The 13596-nt window shown below is 48.5% G+C and carries 16 protein-coding genes; 10 read left to right on the top strand and 6 right to left on the bottom strand.

Annotated features, from left to right (window positions below; all coding sequences use genetic code 11):
- The first annotated feature begins 67 nt into the window (after positions 1 to 67).
- From LG288_RS10475 to LG288_RS10460, 4 genes are read left to right on the top strand one after another with little or no spacing between them, the layout of a single operon-like run.
- The gene (locus LG288_RS10475) at positions 68 to 376 is read left to right on the top strand and encodes a hypothetical protein (RefSeq protein WP_404400306.1); all 309 of its coding nucleotides are present in this window, start codon (positions 68 to 70) and stop codon (positions 374 to 376) included.
- A 36-nt stretch (positions 377 to 412) separates the two neighbouring features.
- The gene (locus LG288_RS10470) at positions 413 to 844 is read left to right on the top strand and encodes a copper chaperone PCu(A)C (RefSeq protein ID WP_404400304.1); all 432 of its coding nucleotides are present in this window, start codon (positions 413 to 415) and stop codon (positions 842 to 844) included.
- Positions 841 to 1848 (top strand): DUF2333 family protein, encoded by a 1008-nt coding sequence (locus LG288_RS10465; RefSeq protein ID WP_404400302.1) that lies wholly within the window; start codon positions 841 to 843, stop codon positions 1846 to 1848. Before LG288_RS10470 ends, LG288_RS10465 begins: the two co-directional genes overlap by 4 nt.
- Before the next feature lie 14 nt (positions 1849 to 1862).
- Positions 1863 to 2552, top strand: a complete 690-nt coding sequence (locus LG288_RS10460; protein ID WP_404400300.1) for a TIGR04219 family outer membrane beta-barrel protein — start codon at positions 1863 to 1865, stop codon at positions 2550 to 2552.
- A 21-nt stretch (positions 2553 to 2573) separates the two neighbouring features.
- Here the strand turns inward: LG288_RS10460 and LG288_RS10455 are convergent, their stop codons facing one another.
- The 5 genes from LG288_RS10455 to LG288_RS10435 all read right to left on the bottom strand — a co-directional run bounded on the left by LG288_RS10455 (position 2574) and on the right by LG288_RS10435 (position 6581).
- Positions 2574 to 3059, bottom strand: coding sequence for a DUF3299 domain-containing protein (locus tag LG288_RS10455; protein ID WP_404400298.1), 486 nt, complete (start codon positions 3057 to 3059; stop codon positions 2574 to 2576).
- Positions 3056 to 4279, bottom strand: coding sequence for an ABC transporter permease (locus tag LG288_RS10450; RefSeq protein WP_404400296.1), 1224 nt, complete (start codon positions 4277 to 4279; stop codon positions 3056 to 3058). The genes LG288_RS10455 and LG288_RS10450 overlap by 4 nt, the downstream gene beginning before the upstream one ends.
- Positions 4280 to 4972, bottom strand: a complete 693-nt coding sequence (locus LG288_RS10445; protein ID WP_404400295.1) for an ABC transporter ATP-binding protein — start codon at positions 4970 to 4972, stop codon at positions 4280 to 4282.
- Between the two features lie 6 nt (positions 4973 to 4978).
- The gene (ppa, locus tag LG288_RS10440) at positions 4979 to 5506 is read right to left on the bottom strand and encodes an inorganic diphosphatase (RefSeq protein ID WP_404400293.1); all 528 of its coding nucleotides are present in this window, start codon (positions 5504 to 5506) and stop codon (positions 4979 to 4981) included.
- 91 nt (positions 5507 to 5597) lie between these two features.
- Positions 5598 to 6581, bottom strand: a complete 984-nt coding sequence (locus tag LG288_RS10435) for a class 1 fructose-bisphosphatase (RefSeq protein WP_404400291.1) — start codon at positions 6579 to 6581, stop codon at positions 5598 to 5600.
- A 134-nt stretch (positions 6582 to 6715) separates the two neighbouring features.
- On the opposite strand from LG288_RS10435, the gene mpl reads away from it, so the two are divergent.
- The 6 genes from mpl (at position 6716) to panP (ending at position 12775) form a co-directional block, all read left to right on the top strand.
- A complete protein-coding gene (gene mpl / locus LG288_RS10430) occupies positions 6716 to 8068 on the top strand; it encodes a UDP-N-acetylmuramate:L-alanyl-gamma-D-glutamyl-meso-diaminopimelate ligase (RefSeq protein ID WP_404400289.1) in 1353 nt (450 codons plus the stop codon).
- The gene (locus tag LG288_RS10425; RefSeq protein ID WP_404400287.1) at positions 8065 to 8697 is read left to right on the top strand and encodes a flavin prenyltransferase UbiX; all 633 of its coding nucleotides are present in this window, start codon (positions 8065 to 8067) and stop codon (positions 8695 to 8697) included. The genes mpl and LG288_RS10425 overlap by 4 nt, the downstream gene beginning before the upstream one ends.
- Before the next feature lie 4 nt (positions 8698 to 8701).
- Positions 8702 to 9634, top strand: coding sequence for an ABC transporter ATP-binding protein (locus LG288_RS10420; protein WP_404400284.1), 933 nt, complete (start codon positions 8702 to 8704; stop codon positions 9632 to 9634).
- Positions 9631 to 10407, top strand: coding sequence for an ABC transporter permease (locus LG288_RS10415; RefSeq protein WP_404400282.1), 777 nt, complete (start codon positions 9631 to 9633; stop codon positions 10405 to 10407). The genes LG288_RS10420 and LG288_RS10415 overlap by 4 nt, the downstream gene beginning before the upstream one ends.
- A complete protein-coding gene (locus LG288_RS10410; protein WP_404400280.1) occupies positions 10404 to 11087 on the top strand; it encodes a tRNA (guanine(46)-N(7))-methyltransferase TrmB in 684 nt (227 codons plus the stop codon). Before LG288_RS10415 ends, LG288_RS10410 begins: the two co-directional genes overlap by 4 nt.
- 71 nt (positions 11088 to 11158) lie before the next feature.
- Positions 11159 to 12775 (top strand): pyridoxal-dependent aspartate 1-decarboxylase PanP, encoded by a 1617-nt coding sequence (panP, locus tag LG288_RS10405; protein WP_404400278.1) that lies wholly within the window; start codon positions 11159 to 11161, stop codon positions 12773 to 12775.
- On the opposite strand, the gene panC is transcribed toward panP, so the two are convergent.
- A complete protein-coding gene (panC, locus tag LG288_RS10400; protein ID WP_404400276.1) occupies positions 12749 to 13594 on the bottom strand; it encodes a pantoate--beta-alanine ligase in 846 nt (281 codons plus the stop codon). The two genes, panP and panC, sit on opposite strands and share 27 nt — an antisense overlap.
- Positions 13595 to 13596 lie beyond the last annotated feature (2 nt).

Raw genomic sequence — 13596 nt, 5'->3', positions numbered from 1 at the left:
GGAAAAATATTTGGCATCAAAATTGAATAACACAAAGAAGTTATTATTCAGTTAAAAAGAGGCAGTTATGTCACGTAATCAGTGGATCGTTACTATCGTTCTGGTCATTATTGGGGTCTCGTTTGCCCCTGAAATTTTTAGCTCGATTGGCTATGCTCTTGGCTCGGTTATTGAGTTTGCACTATCGGTTGTTATCGCATTAGCCATTATAGGGCTGGTGTTTTTCCTTCTTATGACAGTATTCGGTAGCGTGGCAATTGGATTGATTGGTGCATTTGTGGCTATGGTTTTTACCGGCATTGGAATGTTTTGGCCACTAGTCCTTTGTGTTGCGATTTTATACGTTGTTTTTAGAAATTCCCGCAAAACAGTGTAGTATGTAGGGTAAATCTAGTTAAACCGGACGCTTCCTATGAAAGCAAAACTGATAACCTTCCTCGGAATCACCGTAATAGTCATCTCGAATCTGGCGCTGGCCGCTGAGCTGTCAGTTACTGAAGCCTGGGCCAGAGCGACCATACCGGGCATGGCTAACGGTGCAGGCTATGCCAGTCTGGCTAATGAACAGGAGCAGCCGTTAACACTGGTTAAACTGGAAAGCCCGGCCAGTTCGAAAACCGAACTTCATACTCACCAGCACGATAACGGTATGATGAAAATGGTACACGTTCCTGAACTGACTCTGGCAGCCGGCGAATCGCTGTCGATGGCGCCGGGTAGTTACCACATCATGTTTTTTGATTTACAGCAGCCGTTCAAAGTGGGTGACAGTGTGCCGGTAGTGATGCATTTTGCCGATGGTAGCCGTCAGCAAATCAACTTGGAAGTCAGAGAATTAGAATGAAAATTGCTGCGCTAACTAAAAAATCCGTCTGGACATGGTCCATTGGCGGAGTCACTTTATTGGTAGTCCTTTTTTGGCTGCTGGGCTGGCTGCTGAGCGAAGAGCCACAGCCTGTTGCACTTAATACAGCGATACAACAAACAGCAGCTGAGCTGGAGGTAGAACCGGTTAAGGGATTTGCAACCAGTACTGCGGTTATCGAGAGCCTGAGCACTTTACTGAATAAGCGCGGCGGCTACATGAGCAACGATATTTTGCCACCGACAGTATGGCTGGATAATATCCCGGCGTGGGAGTTTGGTGTGGTGCAAATGACCCGGGATATGTTGCTGGCTCTTCGAAATGATTTTAGCCGCTCGCAGTCGCAGTCAGTAGAAAACCCTAATTTAGTTGTTGCTCAGCCGGCCATGAATATTGATCATACCAGCTGGTTTGCACCTACGGCAGAAAACGAATACAAAACCGTCATTAACGAAGTTAAACAGTACCGGCTTGCATTACTGGATAGCTCGGATCATTCAGCGCAGTTTTACGCTCGCTCTGATAACCTCCGGCGTTATATGCAGGAGCTGGAGAAGCGTCTCGGTTCTTTGTCACGCCGACTGAGTGCCAGTGTTGCCCGGGTTGAACCGGATTTGGCTCTTGCCGGTGATGCCGTAGCAGTGCAGTCGACGGCCTCACTGCAGGCCATCAGGCAAAAGACAAGCTGGTGGCAGATCGATAATACGTTTTATGAAGCAAGAGGGGCCAGCTGGGCAATACTAAACTTCTTAAAAGCCGTTGAAATTGACTTTGCCGAAGTGCTGTCGAATAAAAATGCATTGATAAGTCTGCAGCAAATTATTAATGAACTGGAGTCTTCTCTGCAGCCGGTATCCAGTCCAATGATTTTGAATGGTTCTGGCTTTGGCTTGCTGGCTAACCATTCACTGGTCATGGCTAACTATTTATCTCGTGCCAATGCGGCATTAATCGATTTACGCAACTTGTTAGCTGAAGGCTAACTTAAGAGGACGCAATGAAGTTAAAATCGACACTCGCGTTACTGACCTGCTCGGTCCTGTCAATGAATGCTCACGCTGATACCGTCCTGGGTTTATACCTTGGTGTTCAAGGTTGGCAGGTTGACTCAAAGGGCAGCTATCAGTTGTTATCCAGCGATGCTTACCAGGTTGACGGAGATAACACCCGCAGTAGTTTTTATGCAGCGTTAGAGCACCCGATCCCGTTATTACCTAATATTAAAGTAAGACAAAATAATCTAACCGCGGATACCGAACTGTCGGCCACGGAAGTTAACTTTGACCATCGCGACTACAGCTTGTATTACGAGATATTCGATAACGATATTATCGCTATTGATGTCGGTATTAACGGTAAAACCTTTGATGGACGCGCAGTGGATATTGCCGGTAATCAAGTTAGCGGGTTTTCTGAAACCATCCCCACAGCTTATTTGGCAACCCGTGTAGGCCTGCCATTTACTCACTGGGCAGTGACGGGTGAAGCCAAAGCTTTAACGATTGACGATAGTAGCTTAACTGACGTGCAGGCAGCCCTTGAGTATCGCATCATCGATAATCTTGCTGTCGATGTGAGCATCAGTGCAGGCTACCGTTCGTTGCGTGTCGATCTGGATGACGTTGACGGGCTGTTTTCAGATATTGATTTCAACGGACCGTTTCTGTCCGTTGATGTGCACTTTTAACTGTCCCTGAACAGGCTTGTGTTACTGGTAAACCTCGACGCTATCAGCTTCGATGGCGTAGCCGGTAACCGCAAGCTCGCCTTCACTGCGTTCAGTTTTAATAACTCCCTCTACCCAAACCGCGTCATAGGTATTTTCGTACGGTACGCCTTCTTCATAAACCACATGAATAATCTGATTGGGTGGTGGCGGCGGGACATGCACGCAGGCACCAAAATAAGGCACCAACAAAAACTCCGTTACAGCGTCAGCGTTGCCTTCCAGTTGCACAACATAGCCAGGGATGCGAATGGTTTTACCGTTAAGCTCTTCAACTACAGGGGCATTTAAATGCGTCTGTTTATCGGCTTCAGGGTTTGCATCATAGTAGGATTGTGGTCTCACGGGCGGGGGCGTAAACCCTTCCGGTAATAAATCTTTCCAGCCGATTGTGTCGGCGGCAATAGCGCTGGCATTAACAGCACACGCTGTTACCAGAATCGCTGTAGCTTTTAACATTGACTTCATACTTTCACCGTTAGCCCATCAGATAGTGACTGGCGATAAGCTCGCCACGCTGGTATTAAGCTTAACAGGAAACCTGCAACCACGACCAGTAGCATACGCGACCATTCTGCCTGTGTTGGTGGTTGTAAGGTAAACAGTAAACCTGTTGAAGAATGTATTAATCCGGTCAGTGACCACTGCAGTGCGTAAAGTAGCAGCAAACCTGCCATTGTTGCGACCAAAGTCACCATAACAGCTTCGGTAACAAGTAAGGTAAAAATAGTCCCCGGCCCTGCACCGACAGCTCGGAGAACCGCCATTTCGCGGCGCCGTTCACGTAAACTTGCCAATAAAATGGTTAACATACCGATAAGGCCGATAAGAACTACCAGTACCGAGATACCGTTTAAGGCTTGTTCAAAAATATTAAGGGATTTCCACAGCTGCTGTAATGTAAAGCCTGGCATTAAAGCCGTTAGCGGCTCTTCTTTATACTGATTAATCTGCCGCTGCAGACGCAATGCCAGCGGTTTTACCTCCAGCCCGAGAAACGCCGCAGTTATGCGCTCGGCGGGGTGCTCATGATGGTGATGAGCGCTGTTTTCAGTATCGGTACCGTGTACCGTTTCAATGGTTTGCAGGTCGACAAATATGGCCTGATCAACGGGAGTACCGGTAGGGGCTAAAATCCCTGTCACAGCAATCGGGTGGTTGTCATGCTCGCTGAAGCTAAGTCCGCCGGAGCCGTGCGCTATGGTGAGCTGGTCGCTGACGGTTAAGTTAAGCTGGCTGGCTGCTTCGGCGCCCAAGACTGCCTGTTGGTGGTCTTCAAACCAGGAGCCCTGAACAAGTTGCAGTGGTTGCTTGTCGCCGTAGCGATAATGCTCAACATACTGGTCAGTTGTTGCGACAACCGGTAGTCCACCAACACTATCTCCAAGGGAAATAGGCACCGCCCAGCTGACTTCTTTGCGTTTTGCTATGGCTTCAAAACTGTCCCAGCTCATGGTATTGGTTACTGACCCGATATGAAACACGGCCGCTAACAGCAACTGGCTCTGGCTACTGCGGGGGCCAACAATAAGGTCGGTACCGGAAACTGTGTTAGCAAAATTCTGCTGAACCTGAGTTTTCACCCGCTCTACTGCCAATAGCAGGGCGACGCTAACTGCGATAGCTATTACGGTTAATAACACACTGGTTCGGCGATTGAGCAAACTTTTCAGGGCCAGTTTAATCATTTAAACAGGCTCCTCAGAAGTCCTGCTGATGTCATAAAGCTCTACATGGCGGTCAAAAAAGGGAGCTAACGCACTATCGTGAGTGACGAACAATACCGTGGTTCCATTCGCTTCGCTCAGTTCCAGCAATAATTTAACAAAGGCATCACGGTGATCGGCATCCAGTGCTGAAGTTGGCTCATCGGCAATCAGAAGCTGAGGAGAGCCAATTAATGCCCGCGCTGCGCCAACGCGTTGTTGCTGGCCGACGCTGAGCTCGGCTGCCGGTTGATTTTGCTGCGCAGGCAATAAGCCAAGGCGGCTTAGATAGTCAGCAGCGGTTTCTGCCGCTGGTTCAGATAAATTTTGTTGTCGGCGTTTTGAAAACTTAATGCCCAGTAGCACGTTATCCAGTGCACTCAGATAAGGCAGTAAATTAAACTGCTGGAAAATATAGCCAATATGATCAGCACGAAACTTGTCGCGCTGACGAGCGCTTAGCTTTTGCATTTCAGTACCGAGCAGGCGGATGCTGCCATACTCAGGGGTATTGATTCCGGCTAATAAAGACAACAGAGTAGATTTACCGCTGCCACTGGCGCCCCGCAGGAGAACATTCGACCCCTGCGGCACCTGCCAATGATCAATATCGATTATCGGCTGCGCGCCCGGCCAACTAAAGCGCAGTTTAGTTAACTCAATGGCAGCAGTCATTACTAATTACTTTTGAGCCCGTTCAAAGGACGACTTTAGCTCGTCTTTTGCTTCGTTAATATCGCCCCAGCCTTCTACCTTAACCCATTTGCCTTTTTCCAGCTCTTTATAGCGCTCGAAGAAATGGGTGATTTGAGCACGCAGCAGTTCAGGGACATCATTGATATCCTTGATGTCATCGTATTGCTTAGACAGTTTACTGACAGGAACAGCGATAACCTTGGCGTCTTCACCCGACTCGTCACTCATCTTCAGGACACCAACCGGGCGGCACTTGATGACCGAGCCAGCCTGTAATGGGTATGGTGTTGGAACAAGAACGTCGACAGGGTCACCATCCAGTGACAAGGTGTGATTTACAAAACCATAGTTGCAGGGGTAAAACATCGGGGTTGCCATAAAACGGTCGACCCATAAAGTACCGGTATCTTTATCAACTTCGTATTTTATCGGATCCGCATTAGCCGGTATTTCGATAATGACATTGACTTCATCGGGTAGATTGCTGCCTGCAGGCACGTTTCCTAAACTCATAATAATTCCTGTTCGCTTTAATATAGTAATGGATGGTTGTTGCGCGATTATAACTTGTCGCCGATCCCGCGCAACCCTGCCTTAGTCTAATTTAATCAGGTTTAGGGTGTTTTGTGTGGTAATCCACGCATTTTTCCACTTCTTCGGCAGACCCCAATATTACGCCGACGCGCTGATGAATATCTGTGGGTACAATATCAAGCAGGCGCTGGTAACCGTCGCTGGCTTTACCACCGGCTTTTTCGATTAAAAGTGCCATAGGTGCGGCTTCGTACATTAACCGTAACTTAAATGGCTTAGCGCTGTTGCGTTTATCCCAGGGGTAGGTAAACAAACCTCCGCGGGTGATTATCCGGTGAACGTCAGCAACCATCGCGGCATTCCAGCGCATATTGAAATTCTTTTTGCGCGGACCGTCTTCACCTTGCAGCAGATCAGCGATGTATTCGCTTATCGCTTTGCCCCAATGACGCTGATTCGACATATTGATGGCAAATTCTTTCGTGCTGTCAGGGATTTCGGCTTTTTCACGGGTCAATAAAAACTCGCCGACGGTTTGATCAAGAGTGAAGGTGCGGACATCTTTACCGGTTGTCAGCACCATCATGGTAGCCGGGCCGTACACTACATAGCCGGCAGCCACCTGCGCTTTGCCCGGCTGCAGAAACATGGATTCGCCGCTTGCCTCGCCCCCGGGCTTGCGCAGAATCGAGAAAATTGTACCGACAGCCCCGTTAATGTCGATATTTGAACTACCGTCGAGAGGATCGAAAGCGACCAGATAGTCTCCAGAATTGGGGCTGACGACAATCGAGTCTTCTTCCTCCGACGCGATGGCGTGAACATTTGGCGACTCCAGCAACAAGGTTTTCAATAGCTGGTTAGCGACAACGTCTAGTTTTTTTTGTGTTTCACCCTGAATATTTTCATCAAGTGTCGAGCCAAGGACACCGGCAAGGGCCCCCTGATGCAGTCGAAAAGAGATTTCTTTGGCGGCAATCTGAATAGTATTGATAACAGAAATGAGCGATTCGCTGGTTTGGTCGGCGCGTAGTGTCGGCAGTAAACGTTTCATAGTGGCTCTGTGTCCCTGATCACTGAGTGTTAGCAGGTTGCAGATAATAACGTATTTTTAAGCAAAAATCCTGCTCTAAAGACACGACAATGATACACTTTAGCGTCATTTGTTTAACTTACTAAATTATTTTAATGCGCATTCATATTATTGGAATTTGTGGCACCTTTATGGGTGGATTGGCTGCCATAGCAAAGCAATTGGGGCATACCGTTAGTGGCTCTGATGCCAATGTCTATCCGCCAATGAGTACACAGTTGCAACAGTTAGGCATTAACCTGCATCAGGGGTACTGTGCCAGTCACCTGGACGGTAATCCAGACTTGGTGATTATTGGCAATGCGCTCAGTCGCGGTAACGCAGAAGTTGAGCGGGTATTGAGCGAAAAATTAAATTACCTTTCCGGCGCCCAATGGCTGCATGATCATGTGCTGCGCAAGCACTGGGTTCTGGCCGTGGCCGGCACTCATGGTAAAACAACCACAGCGAGTATGCTGGCCTGGATCCTCGAAACGGCGGGCTATAATCCGGGTTTTATGATTGGCGGAGTACCCACTAACTTCTCGGTCAGTGCCCGGTTAACTGACTCTGACTTTTTTGTCATTGAAGCCGATGAGTACGACACAGCGTTTTTTGATAAGCGTTCCAAGTTTGTGCATTACAGCCCTGACACTTTGGTGATCAACAATCTGGAATTTGATCATGCGGATATTTTTCCTGATTTAGCCGCTATACAGCGACAATTTTCACACTTGCTCAGAGTTGTGCCTAATCATGGCCAGGTTATCGTCCCCGATGGCAATACCGCCATTAACGAGGTGGTGGACTGTGGATGTTGGTCAGAAGTGATAACGGTAGGTGACTCGGGTAACTGGCAATACGATAAAACTCGCAATGATGGCAGCGGATTCAGCCTGAAGTCATTAACTGATGACCAATCCGCCGAAGTTCAGTGGTCTTTATTAGGTGATCACAACGTCAGTAATGGGGTTATGGCGATGCTGGCGGCACGGCATGTTGGCATTGATGTGGCCACGAGTGCCGCCGCGTTAGCCACTTTTACCCCTCCAAAAAGACGGCTGGAGCTACTGGCTGAGGTTGACGGTATAAAAGTCTACGATGACTTTGCCCATCACCCGACGGCTATTAAGACAACCCTGGCCGGGATAAAAGCGCATCACAGTGGCCGGGTTTTAGCCGTCCTGGAGCCGCGCTCTAATACGATGAAACTCGGTGTGCACGAAACAACACTGAGCGCATCCTTAAGCCAGGCCGATTTAAGCTTTGTGCTGCAGCCGGCCAGTGTGCAATGGTCGGTTGCGGATAGCTTGCCTGGCACAACGGTTGCGCGCACTACAGAACAGCTGATCAGCAGCATTGTGCAGCATTGCCAAAGTGGTGATGCTGTGATTGTGATGAGTAATGGAAGTTTTGACGGGTTGCAGCAAAAACTCATTAATCTACTAAAGCAAGAGGCGAGCGTATGAAACAGCAGCTAACGGTTGCGATGACAGGTGCCTCCGGTGCACCTTATGGCCTGCGTCTGATAGAATGTCTGTTGCGTCAACAACAACAGGTGATGTTGTTGATTTCAAGTGCGGCACGAGTGGTACTGGCGACCGAAGAAAATATCAAGTTATCTGCTGGTCCTGATCAGGCAACGCGGCAATTGGTACAGTATTTTACCGAGCTGGGTTGTCAGATAGCCGAGGGCCAATTGCAGGTTTTTGGAAAAGAGGACTGGTTCTCGCCTGTGGCTTCGGGTTCAGCCGCACCTAAGCAAATGATTGTATGTCCGTGTTCGACCAGTACCTTGTCGGCGATTGCGACCGGCAGCAGTAATACGTTGATCGAACGAGCAGCAGATGTCGTTATTAAAGAACGTGGACAACTGATTCTGGTACCCAGAGAAACACCCCTTTCGACCATACACCTGCAAAACATGCTGCAGTTAAGTCAGTTAGGGGTAACCCTTATGCCGGCTGCGCCGGGCTTTTATCACCAGCCACAGTCTATTGCAGACCTGGTAGACTTTATGGTGGCTCGTATACTCGATCATTTGGGATTAGAGCATCAATTGATGAATCGCTGGGGCTACGCGAAGGAGTTATCATAACCTAATGAAAGCACTAGAAATTAATAATCTACGAAAAGTTTATGGTGGTGGCTTTGAAGCCCTTAAAGGCATTGACTTAACCGTTGAAGAGGGCGACTTTTATGCTTTACTTGGCCCCAACGGCGCCGGCAAATCAACAACCATCGGTATTATTTCCTCGTTGGTCAATAAAAGCAGTGGCAGCGTTAAAGTATTTGGCTACGACCTTGATACCCAATTAACCGAACTGAAGCGACAAATTGGGTTGGTGCCTCAGGAATTTAACTTCAACCAGTTTGAGTCGGTTCGTCAGATCGTAGTCAATCAGGCTGGTTACTATGGTGTGCCAAGAAAGCTGGCATCTCAGAGAGCCGAAAAATATCTGACGCAGTTGGGTTTATGGGACAAGCGTAATGAGCCGGCGCGCTCACTTTCAGGCGGTATGAAGCGACGCCTGATGATTGCCCGTGCCTTACTGCATGAGCCTAAACTGCTGATACTTGACGAGCCAACTGCTGGCGTCGATATCGAACTGCGACGGTCAATGTGGGACTACTTGACCAAAATTAATGGTGAGGGCATCACCATTATTCTGACCACTCATTATCTGGAAGAAGCCGAAGTTCTGTGCCGTAACATTGGTATCATCGATGCTGGTGAAATTGTTGAAAATACATCAATTAAGCATTTGCTGGCGCAGCTGAGTAAAGAAACTTTTGTTCTTGATCTCGAAGATAGCCATTCAGAGCCGGTTATAGAAGGTTTTGAACACCGCTGGACTGACAACAACACCTTAGAAGTTGAAGTCGACAAAAATGCCGGACTTAACAAGGTATTTGAGCAGCTGACTGCCGCCGGGGTAAAAGTGCTGTCTATGCGAAACAAGGCCAATCGGCTGGAAGAGCTGTTCGTATCAATGGTTGAAAAAGGTCGTGGACAAGGAGAACAAAGCGCATGAGTCATATGTCATCCAATATCATCGCCCTGAAAACCATTTGGATAAAAGAATGCACCCGGTTTTTACGTATCTGGATACAAACGTTAGTGCCACCGGCTATTACGATGACGCTCTATTTTGTCATCTTTGGCAGCATCATTGGCGACCGGATCGGTACGATGAGCGGTGTGTCCTATATGGAATTCATTGTTCCCGGACTGATTATGATGTCAGTGATTACTAACTCATATTCGAATGTCGCATCGTCATTCTTCAGTGCTAAGTTTCAGCGTAATATCGAGGAAATGCTGGTCTCCCCGGTTCCTACCTGGGCAATAATTTTTGGTTACATTGGCGGTGGCATGGCCCGGGCAATGATTGTTGCAGTTATTGTCACGCTGGTGTCATTTTTGTTTGTTGATATTCAAATGGCTCATTTTGGCTATGTTGTACTTACCGTCATTCTGACTTCCACCTTATTTTCGTTGGGCGGATTGTTAAACGGCGTGTTCGGGAAAACATTTGATGATATTTCGATTGTACCGACCTTTGTTTTGACGCCTTTAACCTATCTTGGTGGTGTTTTTTATTCAGTAACTTTGTTGCCGGATATTTGGCAAAAAGTGTCTATGGTCAATCCCATTCTTTATATGGTTAATGGCTTCCGTTACGGTTTCCTGGGCCAATCTGATGTAGGCATTGCGACCGCAATGAGTGTTTTGGTGGCTTTTAACCTGGTGTTTTTTGCCGCAGTCTATTATCTGCTGGAAAAAGGCATAGGAATTCGGTCGTGAACTCTCAGGCGCGACCGGTTCACTCAAATCAGACCGGGCCCCATGAGGATCTGGCAAAAGTGGTCCAGCGCCATTTAACAAGCCAGTTTCAAAAGCCGATTCAGGTGCATAACCAGGCGGCCTTTGCTGAAATGGACAAACAGGTGCAGGCTTGGCAGGGTCCCTTAATACTGGATTCTTGCTGTGGAGTGGGCGAAAGTACCGCGGTTATTGCTGAACGTAATCCTGACGCCCTGGTGATTGGCGTTGATAAGTCCGCACACCGACTGCAAAAACATGGCAGTTACGAGACAACTCAGCAGGGAAACCGATATTACCTGGTGCGTGCTGACTTAATGGATTTTTGGCGATTGGCGGAGCAAGCCATGTGGCCCGTACAAAAGCATTTTATATTATACCCAAACCCCTGGCCAAAAGCGGCTCATTTAAGTCGCCGCTGGCACGGCAGCCCGGTGTGGCCGGCAGTCGTTAAACTGGGCGGACAGCTGACTTTACGATCTAACTGGAGCACCTATTTACTAGAAGTTGCAGAAGCTTTAAGCTTGTCGGATTTTTCGGCGGCCATTACGCATTTACCGGCCACTAGTACCGAACCCATGACCCCTTTTGAACGCAAGTACCAGCAAAGTGGCCAGTCATTATGGCAGTTACAAGCCAACCTGACGTGTCCGCGCAGTTAGTGAGAGTAACTTTGACTCAGACAGCTAAGCCAGATCAAAACAAACAGGTAGCCGAGGTTAGCCAGGAGGCTATGTATCGAATTTTTACGATACCGGAAGCGCCGGATTCAACCCTTGGGAAGATAGAAAAACACCTGTCTGAGAACCTCATGGGTTTTTTGGGTGACCATATTGTTGCCCGGGAAAAGCCTCTGCAGGAAATTGAACGTGACTTCGAGCAAGCAGATATCCCCGAGGAACCACAGTTTGTATCTGAGCATACTGATTTTTTACTGAATAAATTAGTTGCTCACTCTGTCCATACGGCATCGCCTAAATTTATTGGCCATATGACATCGGCGTTGCCGTATTTTTTATTACCGCTGGCAAAATTAATGGTCGGTCTTAACCAAAATCTGGTTAAGATTGAAACATCAAAAGCTTTCACACCTCTTGAGCGCAACGTGATTGGAATGCTTCATCACTTGGTCTATCAACGCGATGCCGGTTTCTACAATCGCTGGATGCACAGTGCCCAACATTCTCTTGGTGCATTTTGTTCAGGTGGCACGGTGGCAAATATGACCGCATTGTGGGTCGCTCGTAATCAGCTGTTAAAAGCTGATGGCGATTTTGCCGGCATAGCGGCTGACGGGCTTGCTGCAGGGCTTTCTCATTACGGCTATAAAAAACTGGTTATCCTGGTTTCCGAGCGAGGCCATTATTCACTGGCTAAGGCGGCCGATGTTCTGGGCATCGGCCGGAGCAACCTGGTTGCTGTCAAAACCGATGAAAATAATCGCATTAGAGTGGATGCATTAGCTGAAAGCTGCACTAAGGTTGAACGAGAAGGGGGCAAGGTACTGGCCATTGTCGGGGTCGCCGGGACAACGGAGACCGGTCATGTCGATCCTCTTGCTGAAATGGCTGCAATCGCTTCTCAACATGGTATTCATTTTCATGTGGATGCCGCCTGGGGCGGAGCCACCCTGCTGTCTAATGAATACCGCAAGTTACTCAATGGTATCGAATTGGCAGACAGCGTTACGATCGATGCGCACAAACAAATGTACGTGCCGATGGGAGCAGGGATGGTCTTATTTAAAAGCCCCTCACTGGTCAAGTCGATCGAGCACCACGCTGAATATATAATCCGTCAGGGTTCAAAAGATTTGGGCTCCCATTCAATGGAGGGTTCGCGACCCGGAATGGCGATGATGGTTTTCTCTGCATTACATGTTATCGGACGCAGAGGTTATGAGCTGTTGATTAACAGCAGTCTGGAGAAGGCGCGCTTTTTTGCTCAGCTAATTGATCAGCAGGATGACTTTGAGCTGGTGACCGAGCCGGAATTGTGTCTGCTAACATACCGCTTTGTCCCTCCTAAAGTCAAAGCGGCACTGAGTCGGGCTAGCGCTGAGCAAATCGAGCGTTTAACGCCACACCTCAACGCCTTAACCCGTTATATTCAAAAACGGCAACGTGAAAGCGGCAAGTCGTTTGTTTCAAGGACTAAGCTCACCCCGGCACAGTATCACCATCAGCCCAGCGTGGTGTTCCGCGTTGTTTTAGCAAACCCGCTGACAACGCACGAAATGCTGGCTGAAATCATTGAGGAACAACGCCAAATAGCCGAGCACGCGACCAGCCTCAGAGGTGCCTTGCACACTGAAATGCGCGAGTTAGGCATGCTTATTGACAACTTGTAAGTTGTCAATAAGGCGGGTTTTGCCGAGTCGTGCTGCAATCAGAACAACCCAGCGTTTATCTGCCGGGGTTGGCTTTTGCAAGTCGTCGGCGTTACGGATGGCAACATAATCGACCTTAAACCCTGCTCCGGTTAGCGCTTCTTCGGCCTTAGATTCAATGGCCTTAAAATCTGTTGTGGCGTTAAGTCGCTCCGCAATGTCCTGCAGGGTTTGATAAATAGCGGCAGCCTGCTGGCGCTGCTCCGCATTCAGATAGCCATTGCGCGAGCTTAACGCCAGCCCGCTTTTTTCACGCGCGGTCGGTACTCCGATAACTGTTACCGGAAGGCTTAAATCCTGAGTCATCAGGCGGATAATTTGTAACTGTTGAAAGTCTTTTTCTCCGAACACCGCAACATCCGGTTGCACCATGTTAAACAGTTTGCAGACCACGGTAGCCACGCCGGTAAAATGCCCGGCTCGATCGGCACCACACAAAATGTCACTGATCCCGGGTACCGTGACCTGTGTTTGCGCAGCCAGTCCGCGCGGGTAGATATCGCTGACCTGAGGAGTAAACACTGCGTTAACTCCCATCGCAGACAGCGCTTCCTTATCATCGCTTAAGGTTCTGGGGTAGCTCTCCAGATCTTCACCAGCGCCGAACTGCATGGGATTAACGAAGATACTTACTACCACGACGTCCGCATGTTGCTGAGCTTTTTTAACTAAGCTGAGATGGCCCTGATGTAAATTACCCATGGTCGGTACCAGAGCCACAGAACGGGATTGTTGCGCCCGCCACTGGCGCAGGCGTGCTAAATTGGTCAATAACCGCATAC

Source organism: Idiomarina seosinensis, from assembly GCF_044797955.1.
GTDB lineage: Bacteria > Pseudomonadota > Gammaproteobacteria > Enterobacterales > Alteromonadaceae > Idiomarina > Idiomarina seosinensis_A.
The sequence above is the reverse complement of the archived record's forward strand: the minus strand, read 5'-3'. Positions and strand labels throughout refer to the sequence as shown.

Bases quoted from the DNA above. Each gene is read 5' to 3' on its own strand.
- LG288_RS10445 (WP_404400295.1), bottom strand. From the start codon at position 4,972: ATGACTGCTGCCATTGAGTTAACTAAACTGCGCTTTAGTTGGCCGGGC.
- ppa (WP_404400293.1), bottom strand. From the start codon at position 5,506: ATGAGTTTAGGAAACGTGCCTGCAGGCAGCAATCTACCCGATGAAGTC.
- LG288_RS10470 (WP_404400304.1), top strand. From the start codon at position 413: ATGAAAGCAAAACTGATAACCTTCCTCGGAATCACCGTAATAGTCATC.
- LG288_RS10450 (WP_404400296.1), bottom strand. From the start codon at position 4,279: ATGATTAAACTGGCCCTGAAAAGTTTGCTCAATCGCCGAACCAGTGTG.
- LG288_RS10425 (WP_404400287.1), top strand. From the start codon at position 8,065: ATGAAACAGCAGCTAACGGTTGCGATGACAGGTGCCTCCGGTGCACCT.
- panP (WP_404400278.1), top strand. From the start codon at position 11,159: ATGTATCGAATTTTTACGATACCGGAAGCGCCGGATTCAACCCTTGGG.
- panC (WP_404400276.1), bottom strand. From the start codon at position 13,594: ATGCGGTTATTGACCAATTTAGCACGCCTGCGCCAGTGGCGGGCGCAA.
- LG288_RS10455 (WP_404400298.1), bottom strand. From the start codon at position 3,059: ATGAAGTCAATGTTAAAAGCTACAGCGATTCTGGTAACAGCGTGTGCT.
- LG288_RS10420 (WP_404400284.1), top strand. From the start codon at position 8,702: ATGAAAGCACTAGAAATTAATAATCTACGAAAAGTTTATGGTGGTGGC.
- LG288_RS10415 (WP_404400282.1), top strand. From the start codon at position 9,631: ATGAGTCATATGTCATCCAATATCATCGCCCTGAAAACCATTTGGATA.
- mpl (WP_404400289.1), top strand. From the start codon at position 6,716: ATGCGCATTCATATTATTGGAATTTGTGGCACCTTTATGGGTGGATTG.
- LG288_RS10435 (WP_404400291.1), bottom strand. From the start codon at position 6,581: ATGAAACGTTTACTGCCGACACTACGCGCCGACCAAACCAGCGAATCG.
- LG288_RS10475 (WP_404400306.1), top strand. From the start codon at position 68: ATGTCACGTAATCAGTGGATCGTTACTATCGTTCTGGTCATTATTGGG.
- LG288_RS10465 (WP_404400302.1), top strand. From the start codon at position 841: ATGAAAATTGCTGCGCTAACTAAAAAATCCGTCTGGACATGGTCCATT.
- LG288_RS10460 (WP_404400300.1), top strand. From the start codon at position 1,863: ATGAAGTTAAAATCGACACTCGCGTTACTGACCTGCTCGGTCCTGTCA.